At 37.6% G+C, this 20,089-nt stretch carries 38 protein-coding genes; 17 read left to right on the top strand and 21 right to left on the bottom strand.

Going from position 1 to position 20,089, the window contains the following annotated elements:
- Positions 1 to 34 precede the first annotated feature (34 nt).
- Positions 35 to 586 (bottom strand): cytochrome b, encoded by a 552-nt coding sequence (locus tag AC4CVF_RS10050; protein ID WP_419330206.1) that lies wholly within the window; start codon positions 584 to 586, stop codon positions 35 to 37.
- Between the two features lie 224 nt (positions 587 to 810).
- Here AC4CVF_RS10050 and AC4CVF_RS10045 point away from each other — a divergent pair, with 224 nt between their 5' ends.
- Positions 811 to 1,188, top strand: a complete 378-nt coding sequence (locus tag AC4CVF_RS10045) for a hypothetical protein (RefSeq protein WP_490789344.1) — start codon at positions 811 to 813, stop codon at positions 1,186 to 1,188.
- 247 nt (positions 1,189 to 1,435) lie between these two features.
- Positions 1,436 to 2,005, top strand: coding sequence for a ribonuclease HII (gene rnhB / locus AC4CVF_RS10040; protein WP_419327381.1), 570 nt, complete (start codon positions 1,436 to 1,438; stop codon positions 2,003 to 2,005).
- A 79-nt stretch (positions 2,006 to 2,084) separates the two neighbouring features.
- Here rnhB and csrA read toward each other — a convergent pair whose 3' ends face one another.
- The 20 genes from csrA to AC4CVF_RS09940 form a co-directional block, all read right to left on the bottom strand.
- Positions 2,085 to 2,336 carry a carbon storage regulator CsrA gene (csrA, locus tag AC4CVF_RS10035; protein WP_004721174.1) on the bottom strand — a complete coding sequence of 84 codons (252 nt, stop codon included), beginning with the start codon at positions 2,334 to 2,336 and terminating at the stop codon, positions 2,085 to 2,087.
- Between the two features lie 242 nt (positions 2,337 to 2,578).
- Positions 2,579 to 3,859 (bottom strand): aspartate kinase, encoded by a 1,281-nt coding sequence (locus tag AC4CVF_RS10030; RefSeq protein WP_490789343.1) that lies wholly within the window; start codon positions 3,857 to 3,859, stop codon positions 2,579 to 2,581.
- Positions 3,860 to 4,067: 208 nt separating this feature from the next.
- Positions 4,068 to 4,283, bottom strand: a complete 216-nt coding sequence (locus AC4CVF_RS10025; protein WP_004820804.1) for a hypothetical protein — start codon at positions 4,281 to 4,283, stop codon at positions 4,068 to 4,070.
- Positions 4,283 to 4,528, bottom strand: a complete 246-nt coding sequence (locus AC4CVF_RS10020) for a hypothetical protein (protein ID WP_490789342.1) — start codon at positions 4,526 to 4,528, stop codon at positions 4,283 to 4,285. Before AC4CVF_RS10020 ends, AC4CVF_RS10025 begins: the two co-directional genes overlap by 1 nt.
- Complete coding sequence (locus AC4CVF_RS10015; protein ID WP_490789920.1) at positions 4,528 to 5,079, bottom strand: DUF262 domain-containing protein; 552 nt, start codon at positions 5,077 to 5,079, stop codon at positions 4,528 to 4,530. The genes AC4CVF_RS10020 and AC4CVF_RS10015 overlap by 1 nt, the downstream gene beginning before the upstream one ends.
- A gap of 2 nt (positions 5,080 to 5,081) precedes the next feature.
- Positions 5,082 to 5,474 carry a hypothetical protein gene (locus AC4CVF_RS10010; protein WP_490789341.1) on the bottom strand — a complete coding sequence of 131 codons (393 nt, stop codon included), beginning with the start codon at positions 5,472 to 5,474 and terminating at the stop codon, positions 5,082 to 5,084.
- Positions 5,467 to 5,820, bottom strand: a complete 354-nt coding sequence (locus AC4CVF_RS10005) for a hypothetical protein (protein ID WP_490789340.1) — start codon at positions 5,818 to 5,820, stop codon at positions 5,467 to 5,469. The genes AC4CVF_RS10010 and AC4CVF_RS10005 overlap by 8 nt, the downstream gene beginning before the upstream one ends.
- A gap of 85 nt (positions 5,821 to 5,905) precedes the next feature.
- A complete protein-coding gene (locus AC4CVF_RS10000; protein WP_419318320.1) occupies positions 5,906 to 6,169 on the bottom strand; it encodes a hypothetical protein in 264 nt (87 codons plus the stop codon).
- Positions 6,169 to 6,402 carry a hypothetical protein gene (locus tag AC4CVF_RS09995; RefSeq protein ID WP_490789339.1) on the bottom strand — a complete coding sequence of 78 codons (234 nt, stop codon included), beginning with the start codon at positions 6,400 to 6,402 and terminating at the stop codon, positions 6,169 to 6,171. The genes AC4CVF_RS10000 and AC4CVF_RS09995 overlap by 1 nt, the downstream gene beginning before the upstream one ends.
- On the bottom strand, positions 6,399 to 7,487 hold the full coding sequence (locus AC4CVF_RS09990) for a hypothetical protein (protein WP_490789338.1): 1,089 nt from the start codon (positions 7,485 to 7,487) through the stop codon (positions 6,399 to 6,401). Before AC4CVF_RS09990 ends, AC4CVF_RS09995 begins: the two co-directional genes overlap by 4 nt.
- Entirely contained in the window at positions 7,487 to 8,173 is a 687-nt protein-coding gene (locus AC4CVF_RS09985) for a 3'-5' exonuclease (RefSeq protein ID WP_490789337.1), read from the bottom strand. The genes AC4CVF_RS09990 and AC4CVF_RS09985 overlap by 1 nt, the downstream gene beginning before the upstream one ends.
- Positions 8,170 to 9,288, bottom strand: coding sequence for an ATP-binding protein (locus tag AC4CVF_RS09980; protein ID WP_004820817.1), 1,119 nt, complete (start codon positions 9,286 to 9,288; stop codon positions 8,170 to 8,172). The genes AC4CVF_RS09985 and AC4CVF_RS09980 overlap by 4 nt, the downstream gene beginning before the upstream one ends.
- Before the next feature lie 12 nt (positions 9,289 to 9,300).
- Positions 9,301 to 9,609, bottom strand: a complete 309-nt coding sequence (locus AC4CVF_RS09975; protein WP_004820819.1) for a hypothetical protein — start codon at positions 9,607 to 9,609, stop codon at positions 9,301 to 9,303.
- Positions 9,606 to 10,142, bottom strand: a complete 537-nt coding sequence (locus tag AC4CVF_RS09970) for a hypothetical protein (RefSeq protein WP_490789336.1) — start codon at positions 10,140 to 10,142, stop codon at positions 9,606 to 9,608. Before AC4CVF_RS09970 ends, AC4CVF_RS09975 begins: the two co-directional genes overlap by 4 nt.
- A gap of 3 nt (positions 10,143 to 10,145) precedes the next feature.
- The gene (locus AC4CVF_RS09965; RefSeq protein WP_419299879.1) at positions 10,146 to 10,283 is read right to left on the bottom strand and encodes a hypothetical protein; all 138 of its coding nucleotides are present in this window, start codon (positions 10,281 to 10,283) and stop codon (positions 10,146 to 10,148) included.
- Positions 10,284 to 10,486: 203 nt separating this feature from the next.
- Positions 10,487 to 10,801, bottom strand: a complete 315-nt coding sequence (locus AC4CVF_RS09960) for a hypothetical protein (RefSeq protein ID WP_490789335.1) — start codon at positions 10,799 to 10,801, stop codon at positions 10,487 to 10,489.
- Entirely contained in the window at positions 10,794 to 11,345 is a 552-nt protein-coding gene (locus tag AC4CVF_RS09955; RefSeq protein WP_490789334.1) for a helix-turn-helix domain-containing protein, read from the bottom strand. Before AC4CVF_RS09955 ends, AC4CVF_RS09960 begins: the two co-directional genes overlap by 8 nt.
- Entirely contained in the window at positions 11,342 to 11,845 is a 504-nt protein-coding gene (locus AC4CVF_RS09950; RefSeq protein WP_490789333.1) for a hypothetical protein, read from the bottom strand. Before AC4CVF_RS09950 ends, AC4CVF_RS09955 begins: the two co-directional genes overlap by 4 nt.
- Before the next feature lie 206 nt (positions 11,846 to 12,051).
- Positions 12,052 to 12,354: a hypothetical protein gene (locus AC4CVF_RS09945; protein ID WP_490789332.1), complete on the bottom strand. Its 303-nt coding sequence runs from the start codon at positions 12,352 to 12,354 to the stop codon at positions 12,052 to 12,054.
- Between the two features lie 14 nt (positions 12,355 to 12,368).
- Positions 12,369 to 13,139, bottom strand: a complete 771-nt coding sequence (locus AC4CVF_RS09940) for a S24 family peptidase (RefSeq protein WP_490789331.1) — start codon at positions 13,137 to 13,139, stop codon at positions 12,369 to 12,371.
- Positions 13,140 to 13,256: 117 nt separating this feature from the next.
- On the opposite strand from AC4CVF_RS09940, the gene AC4CVF_RS09935 reads away from it, so the two are divergent.
- The 15 genes from AC4CVF_RS09935 to AC4CVF_RS09865 all read left to right on the top strand — a co-directional run bounded on the left by AC4CVF_RS09935 (position 13,257) and on the right by AC4CVF_RS09865 (position 20,087).
- The gene (locus tag AC4CVF_RS09935; protein ID WP_056517835.1) at positions 13,257 to 13,505 is read left to right on the top strand and encodes a hypothetical protein; all 249 of its coding nucleotides are present in this window, start codon (positions 13,257 to 13,259) and stop codon (positions 13,503 to 13,505) included.
- 57 nt (positions 13,506 to 13,562) lie between these two features.
- Positions 13,563 to 14,060, top strand: coding sequence for a phage regulatory CII family protein (locus tag AC4CVF_RS09930; RefSeq protein WP_056517834.1), 498 nt, complete (start codon positions 13,563 to 13,565; stop codon positions 14,058 to 14,060).
- Positions 14,061 to 14,128: 68 nt separating this feature from the next.
- A complete protein-coding gene (locus tag AC4CVF_RS09925; protein WP_490789330.1) occupies positions 14,129 to 14,494 on the top strand; it encodes a hypothetical protein in 366 nt (121 codons plus the stop codon).
- A complete protein-coding gene (locus AC4CVF_RS09920) occupies positions 14,491 to 14,787 on the top strand; it encodes a hypothetical protein (protein ID WP_004820837.1) in 297 nt (98 codons plus the stop codon). Before AC4CVF_RS09925 ends, AC4CVF_RS09920 begins: the two co-directional genes overlap by 4 nt.
- Complete coding sequence (locus AC4CVF_RS09915) at positions 14,784 to 15,146, top strand: hypothetical protein (protein ID WP_490789329.1); 363 nt, start codon at positions 14,784 to 14,786, stop codon at positions 15,144 to 15,146. The genes AC4CVF_RS09920 and AC4CVF_RS09915 overlap by 4 nt, the downstream gene beginning before the upstream one ends.
- The gene (locus tag AC4CVF_RS09910) at positions 15,139 to 16,008 is read left to right on the top strand and encodes a phage replication initiator YdaU family protein (protein WP_490789328.1); all 870 of its coding nucleotides are present in this window, start codon (positions 15,139 to 15,141) and stop codon (positions 16,006 to 16,008) included. The genes AC4CVF_RS09915 and AC4CVF_RS09910 overlap by 8 nt, the downstream gene beginning before the upstream one ends.
- A complete protein-coding gene (locus tag AC4CVF_RS09905; protein ID WP_490789327.1) occupies positions 16,005 to 16,757 on the top strand; it encodes an ATP-binding protein in 753 nt (250 codons plus the stop codon). The genes AC4CVF_RS09910 and AC4CVF_RS09905 overlap by 4 nt, the downstream gene beginning before the upstream one ends.
- Positions 16,754 to 16,978: a hypothetical protein gene (locus AC4CVF_RS09900; RefSeq protein ID WP_419820061.1), complete on the top strand. Its 225-nt coding sequence runs from the start codon at positions 16,754 to 16,756 to the stop codon at positions 16,976 to 16,978. Before AC4CVF_RS09905 ends, AC4CVF_RS09900 begins: the two co-directional genes overlap by 4 nt.
- Before the next feature lie 198 nt (positions 16,979 to 17,176).
- Positions 17,177 to 17,461 (top strand): hypothetical protein, encoded by a 285-nt coding sequence (locus tag AC4CVF_RS09895; protein WP_419305018.1) that lies wholly within the window; start codon positions 17,177 to 17,179, stop codon positions 17,459 to 17,461.
- Positions 17,458 to 17,721 (top strand): hypothetical protein, encoded by a 264-nt coding sequence (locus AC4CVF_RS09890; protein ID WP_490789326.1) that lies wholly within the window; start codon positions 17,458 to 17,460, stop codon positions 17,719 to 17,721. The genes AC4CVF_RS09895 and AC4CVF_RS09890 overlap by 4 nt, the downstream gene beginning before the upstream one ends.
- Positions 17,718 to 18,173 (top strand): hypothetical protein, encoded by a 456-nt coding sequence (locus AC4CVF_RS09885; protein ID WP_490789325.1) that lies wholly within the window; start codon positions 17,718 to 17,720, stop codon positions 18,171 to 18,173. The genes AC4CVF_RS09890 and AC4CVF_RS09885 overlap by 4 nt, the downstream gene beginning before the upstream one ends.
- Positions 18,166 to 18,636, top strand: a complete 471-nt coding sequence (locus AC4CVF_RS09880) for a hypothetical protein (RefSeq protein ID WP_490789324.1) — start codon at positions 18,166 to 18,168, stop codon at positions 18,634 to 18,636. Before AC4CVF_RS09885 ends, AC4CVF_RS09880 begins: the two co-directional genes overlap by 8 nt.
- Entirely contained in the window at positions 18,633 to 19,013 is a 381-nt protein-coding gene (locus AC4CVF_RS09875) for a hypothetical protein (protein WP_490789323.1), read from the top strand. The genes AC4CVF_RS09880 and AC4CVF_RS09875 overlap by 4 nt, the downstream gene beginning before the upstream one ends.
- A gap of 25 nt (positions 19,014 to 19,038) precedes the next feature.
- Complete coding sequence (locus tag AC4CVF_RS09870; protein WP_490789322.1) at positions 19,039 to 19,395, top strand: hypothetical protein; 357 nt, start codon at positions 19,039 to 19,041, stop codon at positions 19,393 to 19,395.
- Positions 19,392 to 20,087 carry a metallophosphoesterase gene (locus AC4CVF_RS09865; protein ID WP_490789321.1) on the top strand — a complete coding sequence of 232 codons (696 nt, stop codon included), beginning with the start codon at positions 19,392 to 19,394 and terminating at the stop codon, positions 20,085 to 20,087. Before AC4CVF_RS09870 ends, AC4CVF_RS09865 begins: the two co-directional genes overlap by 4 nt.
- Positions 20,088 to 20,089: the final 2 nt, after the last annotated feature.

The following is a 20,089-nucleotide window of genomic DNA, read 5'->3' as shown; positions in this document are numbered from 1 at the left end:
CACACCGTTTGATGTGCTTTTAATTTGTATTTGACTAGCCTTGTCGTGTCATACTTTTCAACACATTGTCTTTATCAATAAAGTGATGTTTGAGCGCAGCGAGAACATGTCCGACAAGAAGTAGGCCAGCAGCCCATGAAATATAAATATGTAAAGGTTTCACAATCGCTGTTAAATCGGGATTATCTTGTACAAGTCTTGGAATCTCAAATAAGTACAGTACAGGCACGGGATGACCAGCACTCCAGCTAAATAAACATCCAGTGATTGGCAATGCCAATAACATGAAATATAAACCTAAATGTCCTAAATGAGCCAAAGTTTTCATTAATGGTGACATTGTTTCAGGTAGTTCAGGCACAGGGTGGGTATATCGCCAAAAGATACGGATAATGACTAAAAAGATAATTACCGATGCAATATTTTTATGTAAGGTGATGACATCACCTTTAAACGGCCCATCGACATCATAGCTTAAAAAATTGCCACTATAAAAACCAATGACCCAAGCGGTAATAAAGATGATTGCCATAATCCAATGCAACCATTGTGCTGTCCTTGTATAGTATTGTGATTTTTGTTGCATGACACAGATTCCAGTTTAATTTAGTGCTTATGATATGGATTTTATTTAAAGAAATCATTTCTAAAAACTCAACGTATTGTTTTAAATTTGCAACGCTTAAAGCAATAATTGTGAAATATTTATCCATTTAGCATCTAATGAGTTGATTATTGAAATAATTAGTTTAATACAAGTATAAGTTTAGGCAAAATACCCTAGCTTTATCTCATAAAAAGGAAAAAATTGTGAAAAATCGTGTTGTCTTGCTTGCTTTAATCGCTTTAGGTCTAACGGCTTGCGCGACCAATGACCCAACAGGTGCTGTAGCAGCGTCAACAACTCAGCAGTTAGGGGGTGTTGCGCTTAAAATCGCGATAAATGCGAAATGTACAACTGAACTGAATAATTTACCTGCTTGGAAGACTGCAACAAAAGTCATGACTACAGATCAGAAAAACAATGTACAAAGTGAAATTTGTGGTTGTGTCAGTGAAAAAGCACCACAAAGTGTCAGTACTGTAGATTTGGCAACGGCTGCTTTAGACCCTCAAGCACGTGCAACGATTGTTTCAAACGTTGTGACAAAAACAATCAATGCATGTGTTGCTGAAGCAATGAAATAATTGCATTAAAACCAAAGATATATGAATTTATTGATATAGATTTTTGTATTTTAATAAATTCATGGTCTTAGGGTTGATGCTCTTTTCTTAAAATTAAGTCATTCACTCTAAGCAAAGTATTTTAAATTTTGCTCAGTCCATTGAATTTATGTAGAAAGAAAAAGGTCTAAAATCTGTCATCATCTCAAGGTGATGATGTAAGAACTCAGATAAAATCTATTGAGCTTCTTTTATGATAGGAAAGAAAATGTTAGTTGCTGGTGTAGATGAAGCAGGACGAGGTCCTTTGGTTGGCTCTGTGGTTGCAGCTGCTGTTATTTTAGATCCAAACAATCCAATTCAAGGGTTAAATGACTCTAAAAAATTAACTGAAAAAAAACGTGAAAAGTTGTTTGTTGAAATTCAAGAAAAAGCGATTGCTTGGGCAATTGCTGAAGCAACACATCAAGAAATTGATGAGCTGAATATATTGCAAGCTTCATTATTGGCAATGAGACGTGCAGTAGAGACCCTTAAAACCATACCTGAACATGTGCTTGTGGATGGAAATAAAGTTCCTAAAGGCTTAAGCATGAGCTGTGATGCGGTCGTAGGAGGGGATGCTCTACATGCTGAGATCAGTGCGGCAAGTATTTTAGCCAAAGTAACACGTGATCATGAAATGGTTGAGTTAGACAAGCAATATCCACAATTTGGTTTTGCAAAACATAAAGGCTATCCAACCAAAGCACACTTTGAAGCCATTGCTGAGCATGGGGTGATTGATCAGCATCGCCGTAGCTATTCGCCAGTCAAAAAAGCACTGGGTCTTGAATAAAACGGATGATGTTTTTTACTGATCAATAAAAATTTAAAGCGGCTTAAAAGCCGCTTTAGTTTCCAAAACCACTATAATCTTAACGATTATAGGTGTTTTGCGAATTATCATCTTCAAAAGAAGGTTGATAATCTTGATCAATATGTTGCAAATGCTCGTGCATAGCACGCTCATGTTGAATACGTTGATAAATTTCTTCGCGATGTACAGAAACTTCTTTTGGGGCATTTACACCAATACGAACTTGGTTGCCTTTAACACCAAGCACAGTAACACTGACTTGATCCCCAATCATCAAAGTTTCTCCGACACGGCGGGTCAGAATCAGCATGTTTATCTCCTTGCTTAAACGCTAAACCTGCGATGAATTTCTAAAAAATAGAAAACACAACTTTAAATAGCACCGATAATTTTAACAGAATAATGTGACAAGTTTTTCATTTTCACATAGCTCTATTGAAATTTCTCTAAAACCTCAAAACTAATATAACAGAGCCACTATAGAAAACACTATAGTGGCTCTGATTTTTTCTTGGTCAAAACAGCGAATAAGTTGCTATATTTGATCAAAAATTACGCACGCGCACTCGATTCGCCATGTTCACGATCTAAACCGAAAGCTGTGTGTAGTGAACGAACAGCAAGTTCTAAGTAATTTTCTTCAATAATCACAGAAATTTTAATTTCCGAAGTTGAGATCATTAAGATATTGATACCTTCATCTGCAAGTGCAGTAAACATTTTACTTGCAACACCTGCATGAGAACGCATACCTACACCGACAATCGAAACTTTGACAATATTATCACGTGTAGCAACTTCACGTGCACCAATCGCTGTAGCAGTTTCTTCTAAGATTGCTTTGGCTTTTTTAAGCTCACTACGATTCACTGTAAAGGTAAAGTCAGTAGTACCATCTTCTTCAACGTTTTGGATGATCATATCCACTTCAACGTTTGCAGAACCAATAGGTGATAAGATTTTAGACGCAATACCTGGTTCATCAGGTACACCTAAAATTGTTAATTTAGCTTCGTCACGGTTAAATGCGATACCAGAAATAATTGGCTGTTCCATATTGTCTTCCGCTTCAGTAGTGATTAGTGTTCCGACATTGTTTTTGAAATCTTCGTCGAATGCGCCATCATTGTCATTATCAAAACTTGATAATACGCGTAAAGGCACTTGGTATTTTCCTGCAAATTCAACAGAACGAATCTGCAATACTTTAGAACCGAGAGATGCCATTTCAAGCATTTCTTCAAATGAAATACGATCAACTTTTTTTGCTTTAGGTGCAACACGAGGATCAGTGGTATAAACCCCATCCACATCTGTGTAAATCTGACATTCATCAGCTTTTAATGCCGCAGCAAGTGCAACACCAGAAGTATCAGAACCGCCACGGCCTAAAGTTGTTGTATTACCATCAATGTCGAAACCTTGGAAGCCTGCAACAACAATGACACGACCTGCATCCAAATGATTTGTCATCACATCTGTATCAATAGATTCGATACGGGCTTTGGTAAACGCGCTGTCAGTTTTGATACCAACTTGGCGACCTGTGAGTGACTTAGCTTCAACACCAATTGAATTGAGCGCCATTGCTAACATTGAAATCGTTACCTGTTCACCCGTAGACACCATTTGGTCTAGTTCACGAGGATCAGGGGTTTCGGTAATGGCTTTCGCTAAAGCCAATAAGCGGTTTGTTTCACCACTCATTGCGGATACAACCACTACGACCTTGTGGCCGTGGTCATGCCAACGCTTTACACGACGAGCAACATTTAAAATGCGCTCGGGAGTACCCATAGAAGTACCGCCATATTTTTGAACGATTAATGCCATAACGCCTAAACCCTTGAATTGATATAGGTAAAGTTTATTCCTGCTTACCGTGACTTTTATTATGTACACATATATGTACATAAATGAAAATACTGAATTTTTTAGCAAGCCGTAAAATTCGGGACAGTATATAGCAACGTAAATACGCTAACAATCATTGAAATAGACTAAAAGTACTAAGTTTTGCGATTTTTAACTTTTATACTATTTATATTGCCTTTTTAACAGGTTCAGAAACTTGGCACTTTTCTTCCCATGCTATTACTTCAGTTGTAAGATATCTTTTCATTGTTCCACCATCCGAACCAAATGCAGGGGCAGGGAATGGAACACCCCATGGCGTTTTTTCCTGCCATCTATTTAATGTGCGTTTTGAAATATGAAACATTTCACACACGCTATTTGAAGTTAGATATTTTTCCATCAACCTTCCTCCGTCACTTCAGAACGAATCACATCTTTGCCAAACTTAAAATCGGCAGTTATGTTTTTCTTCCCATCATCTGTCCAGTTAAAAAATTCCATCTGCCCATTTTCTAGTCCCATTAACTCATGATTTGCTTTTAAGAATTCCAAACTAACAGCAAACTCTTTTAAACAATCTTCAATTCGATCATTTGGAACTTTGAGGAAATCAGAAAGGGTTCGGATTTCATAAGTTTTAGTCATCAACCTTCCTCCTTTTCTTCTTTTAACAAATTGCGCACTCGATTTAATTCATCATCTGAATGAGCTGTACCACCACTATTAATATCTAAATAGAATTTTAATAACTCATTTTTAGATTTGAAGTCATACATCTGAATGACAATACGCAAATCACGCATGATCACTCTGAACGGTAAATCTTCATGCTTAATTCCAAAAACAGTTAAATCACCATTAATAAATTTTCGAATCGCTGTTAAACGTTGCAATCCATCTATACAAACAGTTTGATCAGGAAGATCACCAGTTAGATGGGTGTCGCTCCAAATTGGATTATTGAAACGGATTGTTAGTCCGCTTTCATCAATAATTCTTCTTAGAACATTTTCTAAAAAGCAGATTTGTTGCTTTTCAGTCCAGACATGCCCACGCTGAAAATCAGGTGTAAAATCAATTCCTTTAGCACAATATTCGCTTTCATCTTTGATCCATGTTTCAAGATAATCAAAACCACAATGAAAACTTCGCAATGGGCGTTCTATTGGTTTGATGAGAGCATTAAATTCTGACATTTTCACGCCACTTCTCCCAAACTCTTGACCACTTCACTCGGCAACCCAAACACATCACGGAAAGCCTTATCAAATTCACCGCTTGCAATGAATGTATCAATGCAGTTTTTCGGCTTCTCATATACTGCAATATAATTTGACAGTACGTGATAGATAACGTCAGCGTTTTTATCTGTAATAGGGAACTTTAAACCATTATCGTTGATTACATGAACTCGCACCTCAACGGCTAACGCATTAATACAATTGCTATGCAAATGGCGAGATTCCGACAAGATTTCACTCAATGCAACAGTCTGATCGAAATCAAGAGACATGGTGAAAGGCTTATCCTTGTGCAGCTCATCAATGATGTAGTTGGCCACAGCAATGTTTGTTTGTTGAATTTCAGTCATTGGTTGGCTCCTGTGCTGCCTTTACAAAAGACTCATACAAGCTATAAGGTAGGTACGGCTGACCTTCATGATGTTCATGAGCATATTTGATCATTGAATCTGTTGGCCTTTTTGGCATTAAAACAAATCCAGTGGGAATGGCTTGTTTTTTAGCCTCACACCACATTCGCCAGCCAACATTTATCCATTCAGTTGCAAACACCTCATCCTCGGTACATGTTGTTGAAGGCTGGTATTTATTCTGGTCAGCATAAAAAACTACATAATTCTCAATATCAGCTTTATCAAAAATTCTCTTAGAAATAAGAGCTGCTTCAAAATCTTCACGTTCTTTATTAATATCCATCTCATCACCTATGTGCAAAACCTTGCGCAAAATCTCAATTTTTTGATGATAATGCGTAGATTTTTGCTTGAATTATTTAATCTGTTTAGCAAACTTTATTTCTATGGCGCTTTATATCTGCCGCCATTGATTTAGTAGAATCAATAATTAATTTTTCAGCTTTGGTTACATCATTAAGACTGTTCATGTAACAAGCGATCCCATTACCAGCGATGCAATAACCAAATTCAACTGCCAACTCTGGATCTGTTTTGGCTAAGTGATCAAAGATAGGTCCAATCATTTGCTTGAATAATTGCTCTGCAATTTCATCAACAGAGCCGTCAAGATTTAAGCTTTTAATTTCCATCACGCTACCTCTACAAAAGGATCATATTTCTTAAATTCTTCAAACAATCTTGCTGCAGGCTTATTCATTCGACCGTTTGAAAAAATCATTACATTTCTTGGGAAGTGGTTATTTACAGTTGAACAATAAAAAGTTATCCCGCTTGCACCCACTACACCTCTGTAGCCAATTTTTGTGAGCCAAATTACAAAGGCATCACTCATAAGAGGGTGAACCTTGATTGATTTTTTCATGCCGACTGCTCCCAAGGCAGATCACTCGCCATAGTCAAGTCAGTACGTCTTTGGTTTGCATAACTGAATAAACGCTCATGAATTGCTGGTTCGCACTGAATGATTTCCTCTTCAAGTTTTGTAAGGTCAATTAAAGTTTTTGCTTCTTGAATCCTTACCATTAATGATGATTTGGATTTCTCTGGTGGGTTAAATTCAGCTAAACGTTTATGGATAGCATCCATAACTGGCTTGCGTTCCTCTTCAGTCCAGTGCATGGTGTACTTATAAAGGGCATTTGCTTCTTTAGGAGTGTTAACTATCTTTAAACGCTCCACTAGCTCATCAAGAACTGACTGATATGGATGTAATGCAAGTGAGTTATCATCGGAAATGAGTGGATCTTCTGAAATAGTTACATTTTCTTGAGACACGATTTTGATAGGCTGGCTAAATTCAGCTAATTTGCTTTCTTTTGCCATCGTAATTTCAAGCATTTGTTCTGCTGAAAAATCCACCTTATCAACGTTCAATAAAGTGCTTTCAACCTCAGCAGCAGTAGAGCAAGCACGCAAGCCATCTAAATAAAGCTGCAATTCAGTTTCTATAGATATAACAGGCTGTGTCTCTACTACTTGTGGCGATTCTTGCTCAACATTCTTCTTGGTGTTTCTAGCTTTTTTAGGCTTTTCACTGAAACCGTCTTTAATTTCAATCTCAGTAATCATATTGCCAAACGTTTTACCAAACGCCTGAAGCTGCAGCTGTGCATTCTCAGCATCTAATTGAGCAAATCCATTTGCCACACTCAAACTTATATCTCCATGTTCTGGATCGTATTTAGTACGCAAGATACATGTTGGCATCACAATAAAAATTTCTTGGCCAGATTCCAAGTCATGCGGCTGAACAGGTTTTGTAAACTGAATATCTGCCAAAGTTAAAGTTTCGCGTTTTATACAGAATTCATGATCATTTGTAAAAAATACTGTAGCAGGGAATTGATTTAGCTCATCAAAATCGAGCAATCCACCAATATGACGACATAAAACTGTTTTACCTGATTGCAATGCGGAAATTGCTTCAACACCATTAAAAGTATGCATTATTTTTGTCCTTTTAAAGCTTTGATTAAATATGGATCCAGTTCGGGTTGTTTGAGTAGCCAATCGATATATGAATCTGGTAACTCATCGATGAGCTCACCTCTGTGTTTGCCAAAGTTAATACGCTTAGGAATGCGGGCAATTTCAGACATTTGAAAAAGTGAATTCATGTCTTTAATTGCCAGCTTTTCAACGATTGCTTGAAGAACCACACCAGTGAAATAAATATCCCATCGGGCGTTATGGGCATTGCGTAAATGCTTACGAGCTTTTTCTAAATCAGTACTCATAACGTGGTAATACATTGCTGTAAGGTTATGAGTTTCTAATTCATCCCAAACCATACGTGCCAAAGCTAAAGTGCATATGCCTTTTACATTAATTGATGAATCACAAAGCTTGATTGCCTTAAGGTCGTAATCGATATTGTGGCCAATCAAGTACTCTGTATTCTCTGGCAAGCGAAATACTTCATAACTTGGTTTGTCCGCTATATCAGTTTCCAAAATATGGTGAGTGGCCATAGCACCTAATTCGATAGGCTCAGGGCAAGAAAAATACTCATCAAAGGCCGAATTACCATCGATCCGCAATATCCCTTGTTCAAAAGAACAGGAGATATGTGCAATTTCAATTGGATAGCCATTTAAGCTATTGGTTTCAGTATCTAAAATTAATGCGCTCATGCAGACATACTCGTTTTAGCCATTTGATCGATTTCAGCTTTAACGGCTTCCAGTTTGCTTGCTTCAATTTGGGTGAGTGCATCTAAACCAAAATGCTCACAGATATCTTTAATATCTAAACCACGTTCAGATATAAATGTTTGAAGCTCATCGCGCTGTGTATCTGAAATGATTGAAGGTAAAACTTCCAACTCCAGCCATTTTTTCTTTTCTTTGTTGTAGGTTAGGCCTATTTGATACGCAAAATGCTTCATACATTCCCACATATCTTTAAAGTATGGATGTTGCTGGTCCAAACCCTCTAAAAGCACATTAAATTCAGAAGGGTACTGAGCCTCGCTACAAGATTTCTGCCATTGCTCCCATTCCATTTGAAGCTTCATGGTTTGTTGTTGTTCAGGTGTTAAGGTATTTAGATGATCTTTAGTCGCTTGAATAAGATTAGCCATAAATTGAGAATTTTCAGGTTTACGTAAATCAGGAACAATTACATTCCCCAAATTCCCCGAATCCTTTGTATGAAAGCCTTCACCACCTTTGAACTTAAGAACTCTATTGGAATTACCACGGCTATCTGTTTCCTCTGCCAAGTAAGCCATAGCATCAGCAAGGCGATAAATTTCCTGACGGTTTTTACCACCTAAATCGGGACGTACAAGAGTTAAAGTGTCGTTTTTATCCTCTGTTGCATGGGCAATAAAAATTACATCTTTGCCAAAACCAATGAGCTTATTTACAAATAAACTAAACATGTTATTTGCTACACCCTGAACATTTAGCTTTAACGAACCATCGCTTTTAGTGTTTTTATTGTTATTCGCAAGATGTGATTTAATTAAATCAAGTACACGACCTATGGTGTCAAATACCACTGTATTGTACGGTGCTAAATCAGCCTCAGTAATATTTGCAATATCCATCCAGCTTTCAGCTACGACAACATCACCGCGTCGATTTGCACCAGTACGATAAGCACCTTTATCTGCATCAATAACTAAAGGTTTATTTGCTGTCATACCAAGTGTTGTTTTGTACATACCAGGATCACCATAGAAGTAAACCTTGATTGCATTTACTACTATAGGTTGAGCGGGTGTAATAATATTTAGAGCCATGGTGTTAACCCCTTAATTATATTTCGTATTGTTATAAGCAATACGTTGATTTGGAGAATAGGGTGTGCGCTTAAAGCAAGGTTGGTTGAATAATTCAGCTTTAGCTTTACGCTTTTGGAATTTGCGCTCACGTTCAAAGTTTTCACGAATCCACGGCTTTGTTGCATGTGTTTCTTCTGAAACGAGAACCAAAACACCAGACCGATTAATCCAGTAAACATCATTCCCTTTTTGCACATAGACAGAGTGACCAAGGCGCATACGGAATTGACCATTTTCACTACTTTGGAATTCAGCGAATTTTTGTGTAGGAGTATTCATTGTTGTGGCTCCTTATTCTTCAAAGCATTCTCCGCACGTTCGGCTTCAACATATTCAGAACCAAGTATTTCAACGCCAACTTTCAGGTCGATACTTGTTTCAATATAAAAAGCACCTTGATATTCAAAACATTTGAATGAACTAAAAAAGAAACTAGAGCCATCCAAACCAAGCGTTGAATAAAATGAATTTTTATCTACTCGACTAACCTTTGAAAAATACTTAGCCCTGAGTTCATCCCATTTTAATTTTTCAGCATCGAATTCACTTTGTAGGCTTTTCTTTAAAGGCTTTGTGCGAATCCAAGAATGCCCATATTGACGTTCAGGTTTAGTCCAAATTTCACGATTAACCTTAGAGTTATCTTTGAATTTAATCCCACACAACCAAATACTGTCAGAGTCTTGAAGAATCACAGGATCAGCTGCATATTCATCTGCAAATAGTTGAGCGTTTTTACGAAGCTCTAAACGATCTGATTCAAGTTTGTTGTAGGCATCAAGCGCTACTTGATTGATGACTTTGTAAAACATCGCTCACCCCCTTACCAAAGCGATATAGAACATCGCACCGATCAAAAAGATGATGATTGAGCCAAGAAATACATCCTGGATAAATGCTCGCTTAACGATTTGATCTATCGTCAGTAGACGTTGTGGTTTTTTGTGTGACATAATTACCTCGCCATTTGGTAAAACCCTCGAATTGCTTTGACCGGCTTCGGGGGTTTTGTTTATCTGATGAGATGTAATTTAGTATTTACTAATTAATTAGTCAATAGTATTTACTAAATATTTAGTAAATTTATTTAGTATTATGTTTTAATAGACAAAAGAAAACCCACACTGGGTGGGTTGGTATCATTGGTTTTTAAAATCTAGCTATTCTTAAATCTTTCTTCTAAAACTTTAACTGAGTTTTCTGCACTCTCAAGTATAGCTTTTTGTAAGTCCGGATTAGCAAAAAAACCATTTAAAGCATCTTGTAAACCGAGAACAGCATTCATAGGCAATATTACAACTGCATTATTTACTATTTCATTATTTATCCTGTAGCCTAGCACCAGTTTTAAAGCGTTAGTTTCCATCGCAACCTGTATAACATGATCAGCATAGATGGGTTGCAAATTAATATTCTGAATATTTACAACTTCTTTCTTTTCATGAACAATCTTGGCTTTTTCTTTACTCATAATGTGCAACCTTTATTTTTTGCTTAAAATATGTAATATCAATGCGGGAATCATCAGATTTAAGCTCAGGAGTAATTTGAATAGCTCTCTCACTTATAAAATTGGGGGGTGAAGTGATACTTACATAATATTCTTTCTCTCTACCAGCCAAAACAGCATTAACCACTTGCTCACCAGTTTGAAGTTCTAAAAAAATTTCTGGCCGGCTTTGACTTGGTTGAGCTGCAATTTGATGTGTAGTAATTTTTTCTCGGTCAATTTGCCATGGCTGTTTAGGCTTTTCATAGTTTTTATTGTGAAATATGATATCAAAATCATAACCAAGTTTTTGAGTAATCATTGTCATAGTTTTAATAGTAAGATTCTCATCACCAGACAATACTTTGGTTACACGACTTTTTGACCAACCCAAATCCTTAGCCAATTCACTGCGTGAAATATTTTGATGACGAAGCAAACCAACGAGATGCGATGCAACCTGCTCCATTTTGATGATAGACATATCTATGTCGTATTCAACATCAATTAATGAGACTTTATTCATAATAACCTCACTAGAAAATCATTCGATTCAATAGGATATTTAAAAATAGCTTTAACTCGCTCATCAATGATAACTTTTTCAGAATTATCAATCTTGTCTTTACGCTTAGGTGCCAACCTAAATAAGATAATTAAGTTACCAGTAAATACCAAATAGAGGCGTATACCAGCCTTTCTAATTCTGTATATTGGTGTATCTTTTCCATCTAATTTTGTGACATGAGCTCGATGCAACTCACTTGAATCATAGAAATCAAACATCTCATTAACTATTAAACACTGCTCCAATTTCGAAGCTAATTGAGTAAATAAACGAATTACATCAGTATCATCGCGGGCACTACTTAAAGAAAACTCTGCTCTATCACAATAGAGAAAAATATCACTTTTGCTGCTTGATGATGAAAGCATATAAACCTTTATATTTTCGGGTATCACAATACTGTGAAGGTTTTTAGGAAAACCTATTTGATCCCATTTAAAAAAGTAAGGGTCTATCATGCGCAAAAGTTACCTTATAAGTGAACCAATATCAATATGATTTAGTTTAATTCAGCAAATTAATTTACATCTGAACTGCCTCGGATTCGCAGTTTAAAAAACGATTGAAACCCAACAGAGGGCAACTGCAATAAGAATTATCCCTAGTTTCATGTAGTCAAATTTATTCATCTTAGATTCTTCTTATAAAAATTGCTTTTGGCTTATTAAGCTTCTGAATACTTCTCTAAAAACTCATCCACCCACCCTTGTGCCACTTCAAGATTGGTTATGTCAGTTAGTTTTAGATTGGTTTCTTCTGCTTCGTTAAATCCTTCAATAATGGCTTCAAAGATATTTGCTTCAATAATGACTTCTTGTGCAATTTCAGCAGGATCATAGCTTTGCTTTGCTTTTTTAAGTGAGGCGATCTGCTTTTCAATACCTTCGCCCATTTTAGCTAAAGCTAATTTAAATTCTTGACGATTAATTGTTAGAGCAGTTTTGGATTTATTAAGTGTTGCGATCATAGTGTTCTCTTTATTTATGTAGAATCTGGATGCTCTTGCTTATGTTGACTTGGTGGGATGATTTCAATAATCGCAGTAATGCTTTCTACATCATCCATATCAAATGTAATTCTTTCCCCACCATTTACAGCAAGTAAATTTAGGACATTGTTATTAATACCAATCAATTCTTTAATCGTGCAACGACCATCTTTTAAGCAAACTTGGACAAATTCAGTTGGGGTTAATTCTGCATCTGGATCACAAACTACATACCATCCATTACGGATAGCAGGGTACATAGAATCACCAGTTCCTTTTATCCCATAAGTTCTATCGTTCATGGAGCGGGTTGGAATGTATCCATCTCCACCATTGCCTTCATAACCCATATCTGTGAAAAAGCCATCCATGCCCATTTTGCTGTAGGCCTTAACTGGAACCCATCTCTTTCGATTCAAAAGTGGTAATTCAGGTGCATTGGTAAATCTAACAGCATCATCTCCATCTGTTATGTTGTATTGCTTTTTGAAAGCTTCAATATTAAGTTTTTTGAACTGAGCAGGTGTTTCACTTGTGGTATTTAATTCCCTGTCAAGTAAACCATCTTCCCAGCCAACTTTACGCTCCAAGTTACGTGCGGCTTTTTCTCCAAAACTTCCATGACCATTAAGAAGTTGAGAGATGTGGCTTGGATTTAAATCATAGTGTTCACAGAAAGCAACATCAGACTTAAAACCTTTCGATTCATTAACAGCATTAATAGCTGTGCGCAAATTTATGCGTCTTAAAGCAATTTTATCCATATTTAGTATTTCATATAGTTTTTAGTAAAAAGTAAATTCGTGTTTGCTAAATATCTGTTGACATATTTAGTGATTAAAATTAGTATTTACTAAATATCACTAATAAGGAGATTCAGCATGTCTTCTAGCAATACCCACCAACTCAAATCATTTTTAACTAGCCTTACCATTCAAGAAAAAGATGATTTTGCAAAACAGTGCTCAACGACAGTTGGTTACTTAAATCAAATTATGTATGGAAATAGCAAATGTAGTGCTTCACTAGCAATAAAAATTGATAAAGAAAGCAATGGTTTAGTTTCTTGCGATTTGCTTTGCCCTGAAGCTGATTTCAATTACTTAAGAGACCAGAAACTTAGCGCTTAGTTAATTATCTATTAACCAAAATCTTAAATAAACGTGAAGAAATACAAGGATTCACATATGGAAATCAATTTAAGCCGAGAAGCTCAAAACGCAATTTGGCAAATGATAAGTAATACACCAGGCTTTACGCCTAAGGATATTGCGCAGGTACTTGGAGATTCGCACAACACTATTTGCAATTACGCGAATATCAACATGCCAAATCACTTACCAAGCATAAAAAAGCTTGAGGCAATTCTTTACTACACACAAAACCCAGCTCTTTTGAAAATATGGGCGCATGAACTTGGCTATGCATTAGTTCCTGTGACATGTGACCGCAGTAAGCATCATGAGTTGTCGATCTTTGAGGCAATGATGCAGCACAACATTAAGTCAGGAAAGACTAACAAAGCTGTGTATGAAGCTTATGAAGATGGTGTTGTGACACCACAGGAATATGAAGAGATTCATCAACTGACATTGCATCTAATTGAATTAGCGACCGCTGTAGATCAAGCAGCATTAAAGCAAATGAAGAAGTACACATCAGGTACAGAAATAGAAAAAGCCTGATGGTTTAGGTCAGGCTTCGTGTAATTCACCGCGTATTCAATAACATTAAACGACTAATGGAGTATCGAATGAAACCAAATATACCAAAACATCCATGCGCTAACAAGTGCACAGAATTTAAAGGCGAGCAATGTAAAACTTGCTTGGTGCAACAAATTGAAGATCGAGAGTTCCAATTGGGTGTAGCACCCGATGAGGCTTATGTGAAAACTTTGAATCAGGAATATTTACCTGGTGATGTTGTTGTTTATTTAGAACCTCAAATGACAGCTGAATTACGAACGGTTGTTGGTGTTTTTCCTGATCGAATCATTGTTAGTGACTCAAAAGGACGATTCGCAAATGGCGCTGGTATTCGCCCAGCCACAACAGCAGAAATTCAAGCTAACCGCCGTTTAACTGAAGCTGAACAAGCAATTGCGGAGGTTTCATGAATAGTCGCTTCCAAACAATACCTGATCACAAGCAATCTCAGCAGATTCAATCATTTTATGAGCCAACATTAGAGCTATTAGAAAGCTTGCATGAGATCAAGAAAAATAATTTAAGAATGCGTGGTTACAACGAAGAAAATGCGGCAGTTACAAAAGAGGAGCTGTCACAAAAAATGGCATACCGATTCAAAATTACAATTTGGTTGGCCAGTCAAGTTATCACAAGTTTGATAAGAGCTGATCGGGTCATTTCTTTTGGTGGGTATGTAAAACCTAAAGGTGGTGCTAAATGAGATATTCGGCAAAACGAAAACAAGATGTTTCTGTCTCAAAAGCTCCAATTGAGGCGGTAATCCCTTTGCTTGAGCCGGTAAGGATTTATACAGCTACTGAGCTTGCGGCAATGCCTCTTTCAAAAATGAATGAAGCAATCGCAGCTCAAGAGGCTTATTACCTCATCGAGCATACAACGCAAATGGGGGGGCAAGCTATTGTTGTGCGCCGCTTGATGCAAGAGGGTGTGCATCTAATTCAAGTCAAAGAAAAATCAAGAACACGTTACAGGATCAACAACGAATTTGTCGAGCCTAGAATCATTCGTCAGTTGGAAAAGCGTGGGTTGGTGAAGTTGAGTGGGGGAGAGCATGAGTAAATTCGTACCAAACTCTTTCCAAGTTCCCAACGCTTTTGTTGACGATGTGCTGGGTAAAATATCAGATGCAGCATGCAAGTTGTATCTTGTGATTTGCCGTAAAACACGCGGATGGAATAAAGAAACCGACTCTATTTCTTTAAGTCAATTTGAAGAGATAACAGGTAAAAGTAGACCAACTGTAGTGAAGTGCCTTAATGAACTTATTCAGGCAGGCTTGGTCGTGGAACAACCTAGCACAATTCATGGAAATTCATTCAAATTAGGTGATGAAACTAGCGTCGGTTTTACGTTGAAATTCCCTAGTAAAAATATTTTACTAGCTAAAAATACAACCAAACCTAGTAAAAATTCTTTACCGCTGCTAGTAAAAAAATTTAACTATGCTAGTAAAAATATTTTACTACTGCTAGTAAAAATTTTTAACACACAAAGTATCACTATCAAAAACAACTCTCAAAGTAATAAAAAAATAAATAAAAAAAGTTCGACTGGTTCTGAAAAACCAAAACAACCTGAGCAAAATATTTTTGATGCTAAATCCATTGAATTACCAAACTCGGTAGATCGTAACTTGTGGAACCAATTTGTTGATATGCGAGTTGGAAACAAAAAACCACTCACTGTAAACGCCGTAAAACTCATTCTGAAAAAACTTGAATCATTCGGCCCACTTGCTAACCAATCCCTAGAAAACTCAATCATTGGAAATTACCAGGGTGTTTTCCAGCCGAAACAGCAATTCCAGTCAAACAACCCATCGACGAACAACAACCGCAATGTGAACGATGCGTGGGCTAATCAACCGCAATCAGATGAACCGTTTTACGGAACTGTTGATATTCCTGAGGGCTTCGTATGAACACAATGACAATGATTTCAAAAAAATTCCTGAAGTCTGAAATTGCATGTCTTGAGCATGGAGTGGCAAAAGTTCAAGCAGGTCCTGAATTAATTTGTCCGAAATGCGCGATAGCTCTGGTGAATTCTAACAATGCAAATCGACAAGATGAAGTGAACAAGGTTGTGTGCAAAAAACACATCGAAGGGGCAATGATTCCTGAAAGACATGCTAAATCAACTCTATCGAATTATTTGACCAAAACGCAAAGACAGGCTCACACCTTACAAACCTGTGTGATTTACACCCAGCAAATTATTAAGAACTTGCGCGGTAATTTGATCATGGTTGGATCAACAGGTACTGGTAAAACACACCTTGCATGTGGTGTTGCTAAAACCCTCTTAAAAAACGGTTTGAAGGCTCGTTACATCACCAGTGAGGAAATTGCAAACCGAATCATGAAGGCTTGGGACCGCGATACCAAAGATCAATCTGAAGATTCTGTAATTTATGATCTCGCGCAGTATGAATTGCTGATTGTTGATGAATACGGATTGCATGACCGCGATAAACGTACAGAACTAGTACACAAGGTTTTGACTGAGCGATATGACTTAAAAAAACCAACCATGTTGATTTCAAATTTTACACTTGAGCACCTGAAAAAAGATATGGGTGATCGTCTTTGGTCACGCTTTCAACACGATGGACTGACTTTGGTTGAGTGCAATTGGGATGATCAACGGATGCAAGGGGAGTTGGTATGAGCGTTCAAGTACAAGTAACTGAAATTAATGAACAACAAATGCAGTTCACAGTAATGGCTAACAACAATGGTCAATTGCTTTTGAAACGTGCATTCAAATTCAACACTAAAACAAGAAAGCATATTGAATCTGTTATTCGCAAAGAGCTTAAAACATTTGATAAACCAAGCTATGGCGGTATTGAGATTGAATTCATGTGCCGTATTGGAGGGTTGTCATGAGAGATCAATACACGATGGACTGGTGCGAAGAATTAGAAGGCTTGAAGTACCAACCAATAATTAATCACGGTACTGTTTACGCATACAAAAACACAAATGCCGTTGTGAATTTTGCAAAGAAGCGAAAGCGATTAGTAATCAGAGGTCTGCACTTAAAGCAAAAATGAAAGCTCAGGTTGGTTTCATGGGGGAGCTGGTATGAATGCGGTTGAGTTTGTGAAAAAGTTTGGGTGGGAAAGATCAAAAAAAGCAGTGTGGCTGTCTATCACTGAGTTTTCTAGAGCTTTTGATATTGATTCTGGTTTTATTATTTGTAGGCGCAAAGACCTAAAACGTCTAGTCGAGTCTTATGAGTTGGTGGAAAAGCATGGTGGTTTGGAAAATGCCAAAGAAGATGAGCTTTGGGCAAATGAATTGGGTTTTGGTTTTAAGGGATTAGCTCAAGCCATTCGAGACGTGGAAAGCGTAGGGGGTGGGGTGTGAGAAAAGAAGCAGATAGAACATATACAAACCTAATGATTATGCGCCAGCTTGCTATGACTAAAGGGCGTGTATCAGTAGCACAAATTCATGCAGTTATTGAGCCGAAAATGGGCATAACAAAACGTAGTGTTCAGAGATATATGAAGCATTTAGAAGAGTGGGGATTGGTACGGGGCGATGGTGAATTTCCTCAAGGCTTTTCACTCACTTTGCAAGCAAAGCAGTTAATCAGTGATATGAACTCAGTGGTGACACTATGACAACTATAAACAACCTGACAATTGAGCAGATGAGAGAGATTGTAGAGGGTGCGCCTGGGCGCGCAGAAGTATGTATTCCTTGCCTTGAAGACGTTATGTATTTCGCTAAAAGAGATGATGGCAAGTGGTTTAAATGGAGTAATGGATATAACCAGTGGCTTGAGTATTTCGGAAAAGTAGATCCTATGGATTTAGCTTTGGATTTAAACGACCTCCGCACCGCCATTGCAGAGCATGACAGTCAAGAGTTTAAGGTGGGGGATTTGGTGGTTTTAAATCAGAGTCACTCACAGAATAGAGTTCTTAAAATTCAAATGTTTCATGAAGATTTTATTAGAGCTTTTGTGAGGGATTCAATCAAATATTCTTTTGGACATAAGATTAATTTCAGACACGCCACGCCCGAAGAAATCAAAGCCGGTCACCGTTTGGAGGCAGAACGTCATGGATAAGTGCAGAGAAGCGTATGAAAAGTCGGTAAGAGAGCTTTGGGCTAAAAGAAATATTAATTTTGACAAGTTTGACTGGCTTGAAAATGAACAGCGGTACAAGAGTGATCACACTCAGTTTAAATGGGAAGTGTGGCAATCCCGACAAGTCGAAATTGACCAACAAAAACTTTTAACTCTCGACTCAGAAATTCATCTTGACGTTGCGAAAGAAGAGATTGAGAGATTAAAGGGTGTTCTAGATGAGCGCACAAAGGAATGGTTAGAAGCCATTAAGTTGGGTACATATTTTCAAGACATTGCAAAACCTTTGAAAGATGAATTGGGTGAGAAAGACAAGCAGATTGAAGAGCTACAAGCAAAAGTTGATGCGGTTGAGCATGTTTTAGGTTGCGCAATGATTGCTCCCAAAGAGGTTTTTCAATATGCGGATCGAATTGGTAAAGCCCTGCGAGGTGAGCAATGATCACAATTGAATTTCGCTTATGTGGCTTTGGTTTAAAGCGTCGGTGGGAGTTTGGAGATCCAACACGATCACCAATAACTGTTTTTGAGTTTGGGTTTATTAAGATCTGTAAGTTTCGAGGTGGTAGTGATCTAGTAAGTTTTATGCGTGGCTATTGTGATAACAATGAATTTGATTGGCATCCAAAGGTTCGCTTAGCAAAACGCAAAGCTGAAAAGAAAGCTCAGAATTATTACAAGAAGCACTATTTAGAACGAACTCAAGAATGGATTGATAACTACTCAAAAATCAGTAATGAAAATTCTGATCTTAGAAATGAAAAAAGAGCCTTATTAAAAACAATTAAGTTAATGGGTGACAACAATGCAAATTCCTAAAGGGTGGCAAACGTAGAGCAAGCCAGTGGCTAGGTCAGTCCTCAAGCCTAGACAAAAACATGAACCATCACTAGGTGAACGGCTCTTATGCCGTCACCTAGACGCTTTAAAAATCGAATATGTGCAAGAGTTTAAATTTCATCCTGAGCGGAAGTGGAAAGCTGATTTTCGCATTGAGGGCTATCCGATCTTAGTTGAAGTAGAGGGAGGCGTGTTCTCAGGTGGTCGGCATACTCGTGGCAAAGGGTATTCAGCAGATTGTGAGAAATACAGTGCAGCGGCAATTCTTGGTTGGGTAGTGATTCGAGGTACTACAGAACAGGTTAAGAAAGGGATTGTTGTTGGTTGGATTGAAGAAGCGATTAAGAAGGTGAAGGTATGAGCTTAGTCAAAGTTTGGGACAAAGAGATCAAAGGCAAGCTCTATGCTGTCGGTGATATTCATGGATGCTACAACTTGCTGATGAATCGTTTAAATGAAATTGGTTTTGATTTTGAAAATGATTTGTTGGTTGCGGTAGGTGATTTGGTGGATCGAGGCATTCAAAACTTAGAGTGTGTGGATCTATTGAATGAAGACTGGTTCACTTCGGTTCGTGGGAATCATGAGGATTTGTGTATTTGGGGCCGATCTGATTACCCATCTAAGCGCTGTCATATTTCCAATGGTGGAGAATGGTTCTATGAGTTAAGCGTTCAGGACCAATACCAAATTGCTAAAAGATTTTCAGTATTACCGATCGCACTAGAAGTCACTAATCATGGAAAGAAATACGGCTTCGTACATGGTCATATTGAGCAGAATGACTGGGATGAGTTTAAGGATGAGCTTAATAATTTTGATAAAGCTCAGCACATTATTGATCACAAGCGATTCCCAACAGAATTAGCCATGTGGGGCCGCGAGCGCCTGAATGATGATAATCCGCAATATACCCATGTATCAGGGATTGATGCGGTAATCATGGGGCATACGGTTACCCAGAAGCCATGCAAGCGCGATAACTGCTACTGGATTGATACTGGTGCGGTTCACTGGGGAACGATGACGATTTTAGATTTGAGTAAGGTTTAAGG

Source organism: Acinetobacter sp. LipI_19, assembly GCF_058242925.1.
This window is presented reverse-complemented; position numbering and strand designations above follow the sequence as displayed.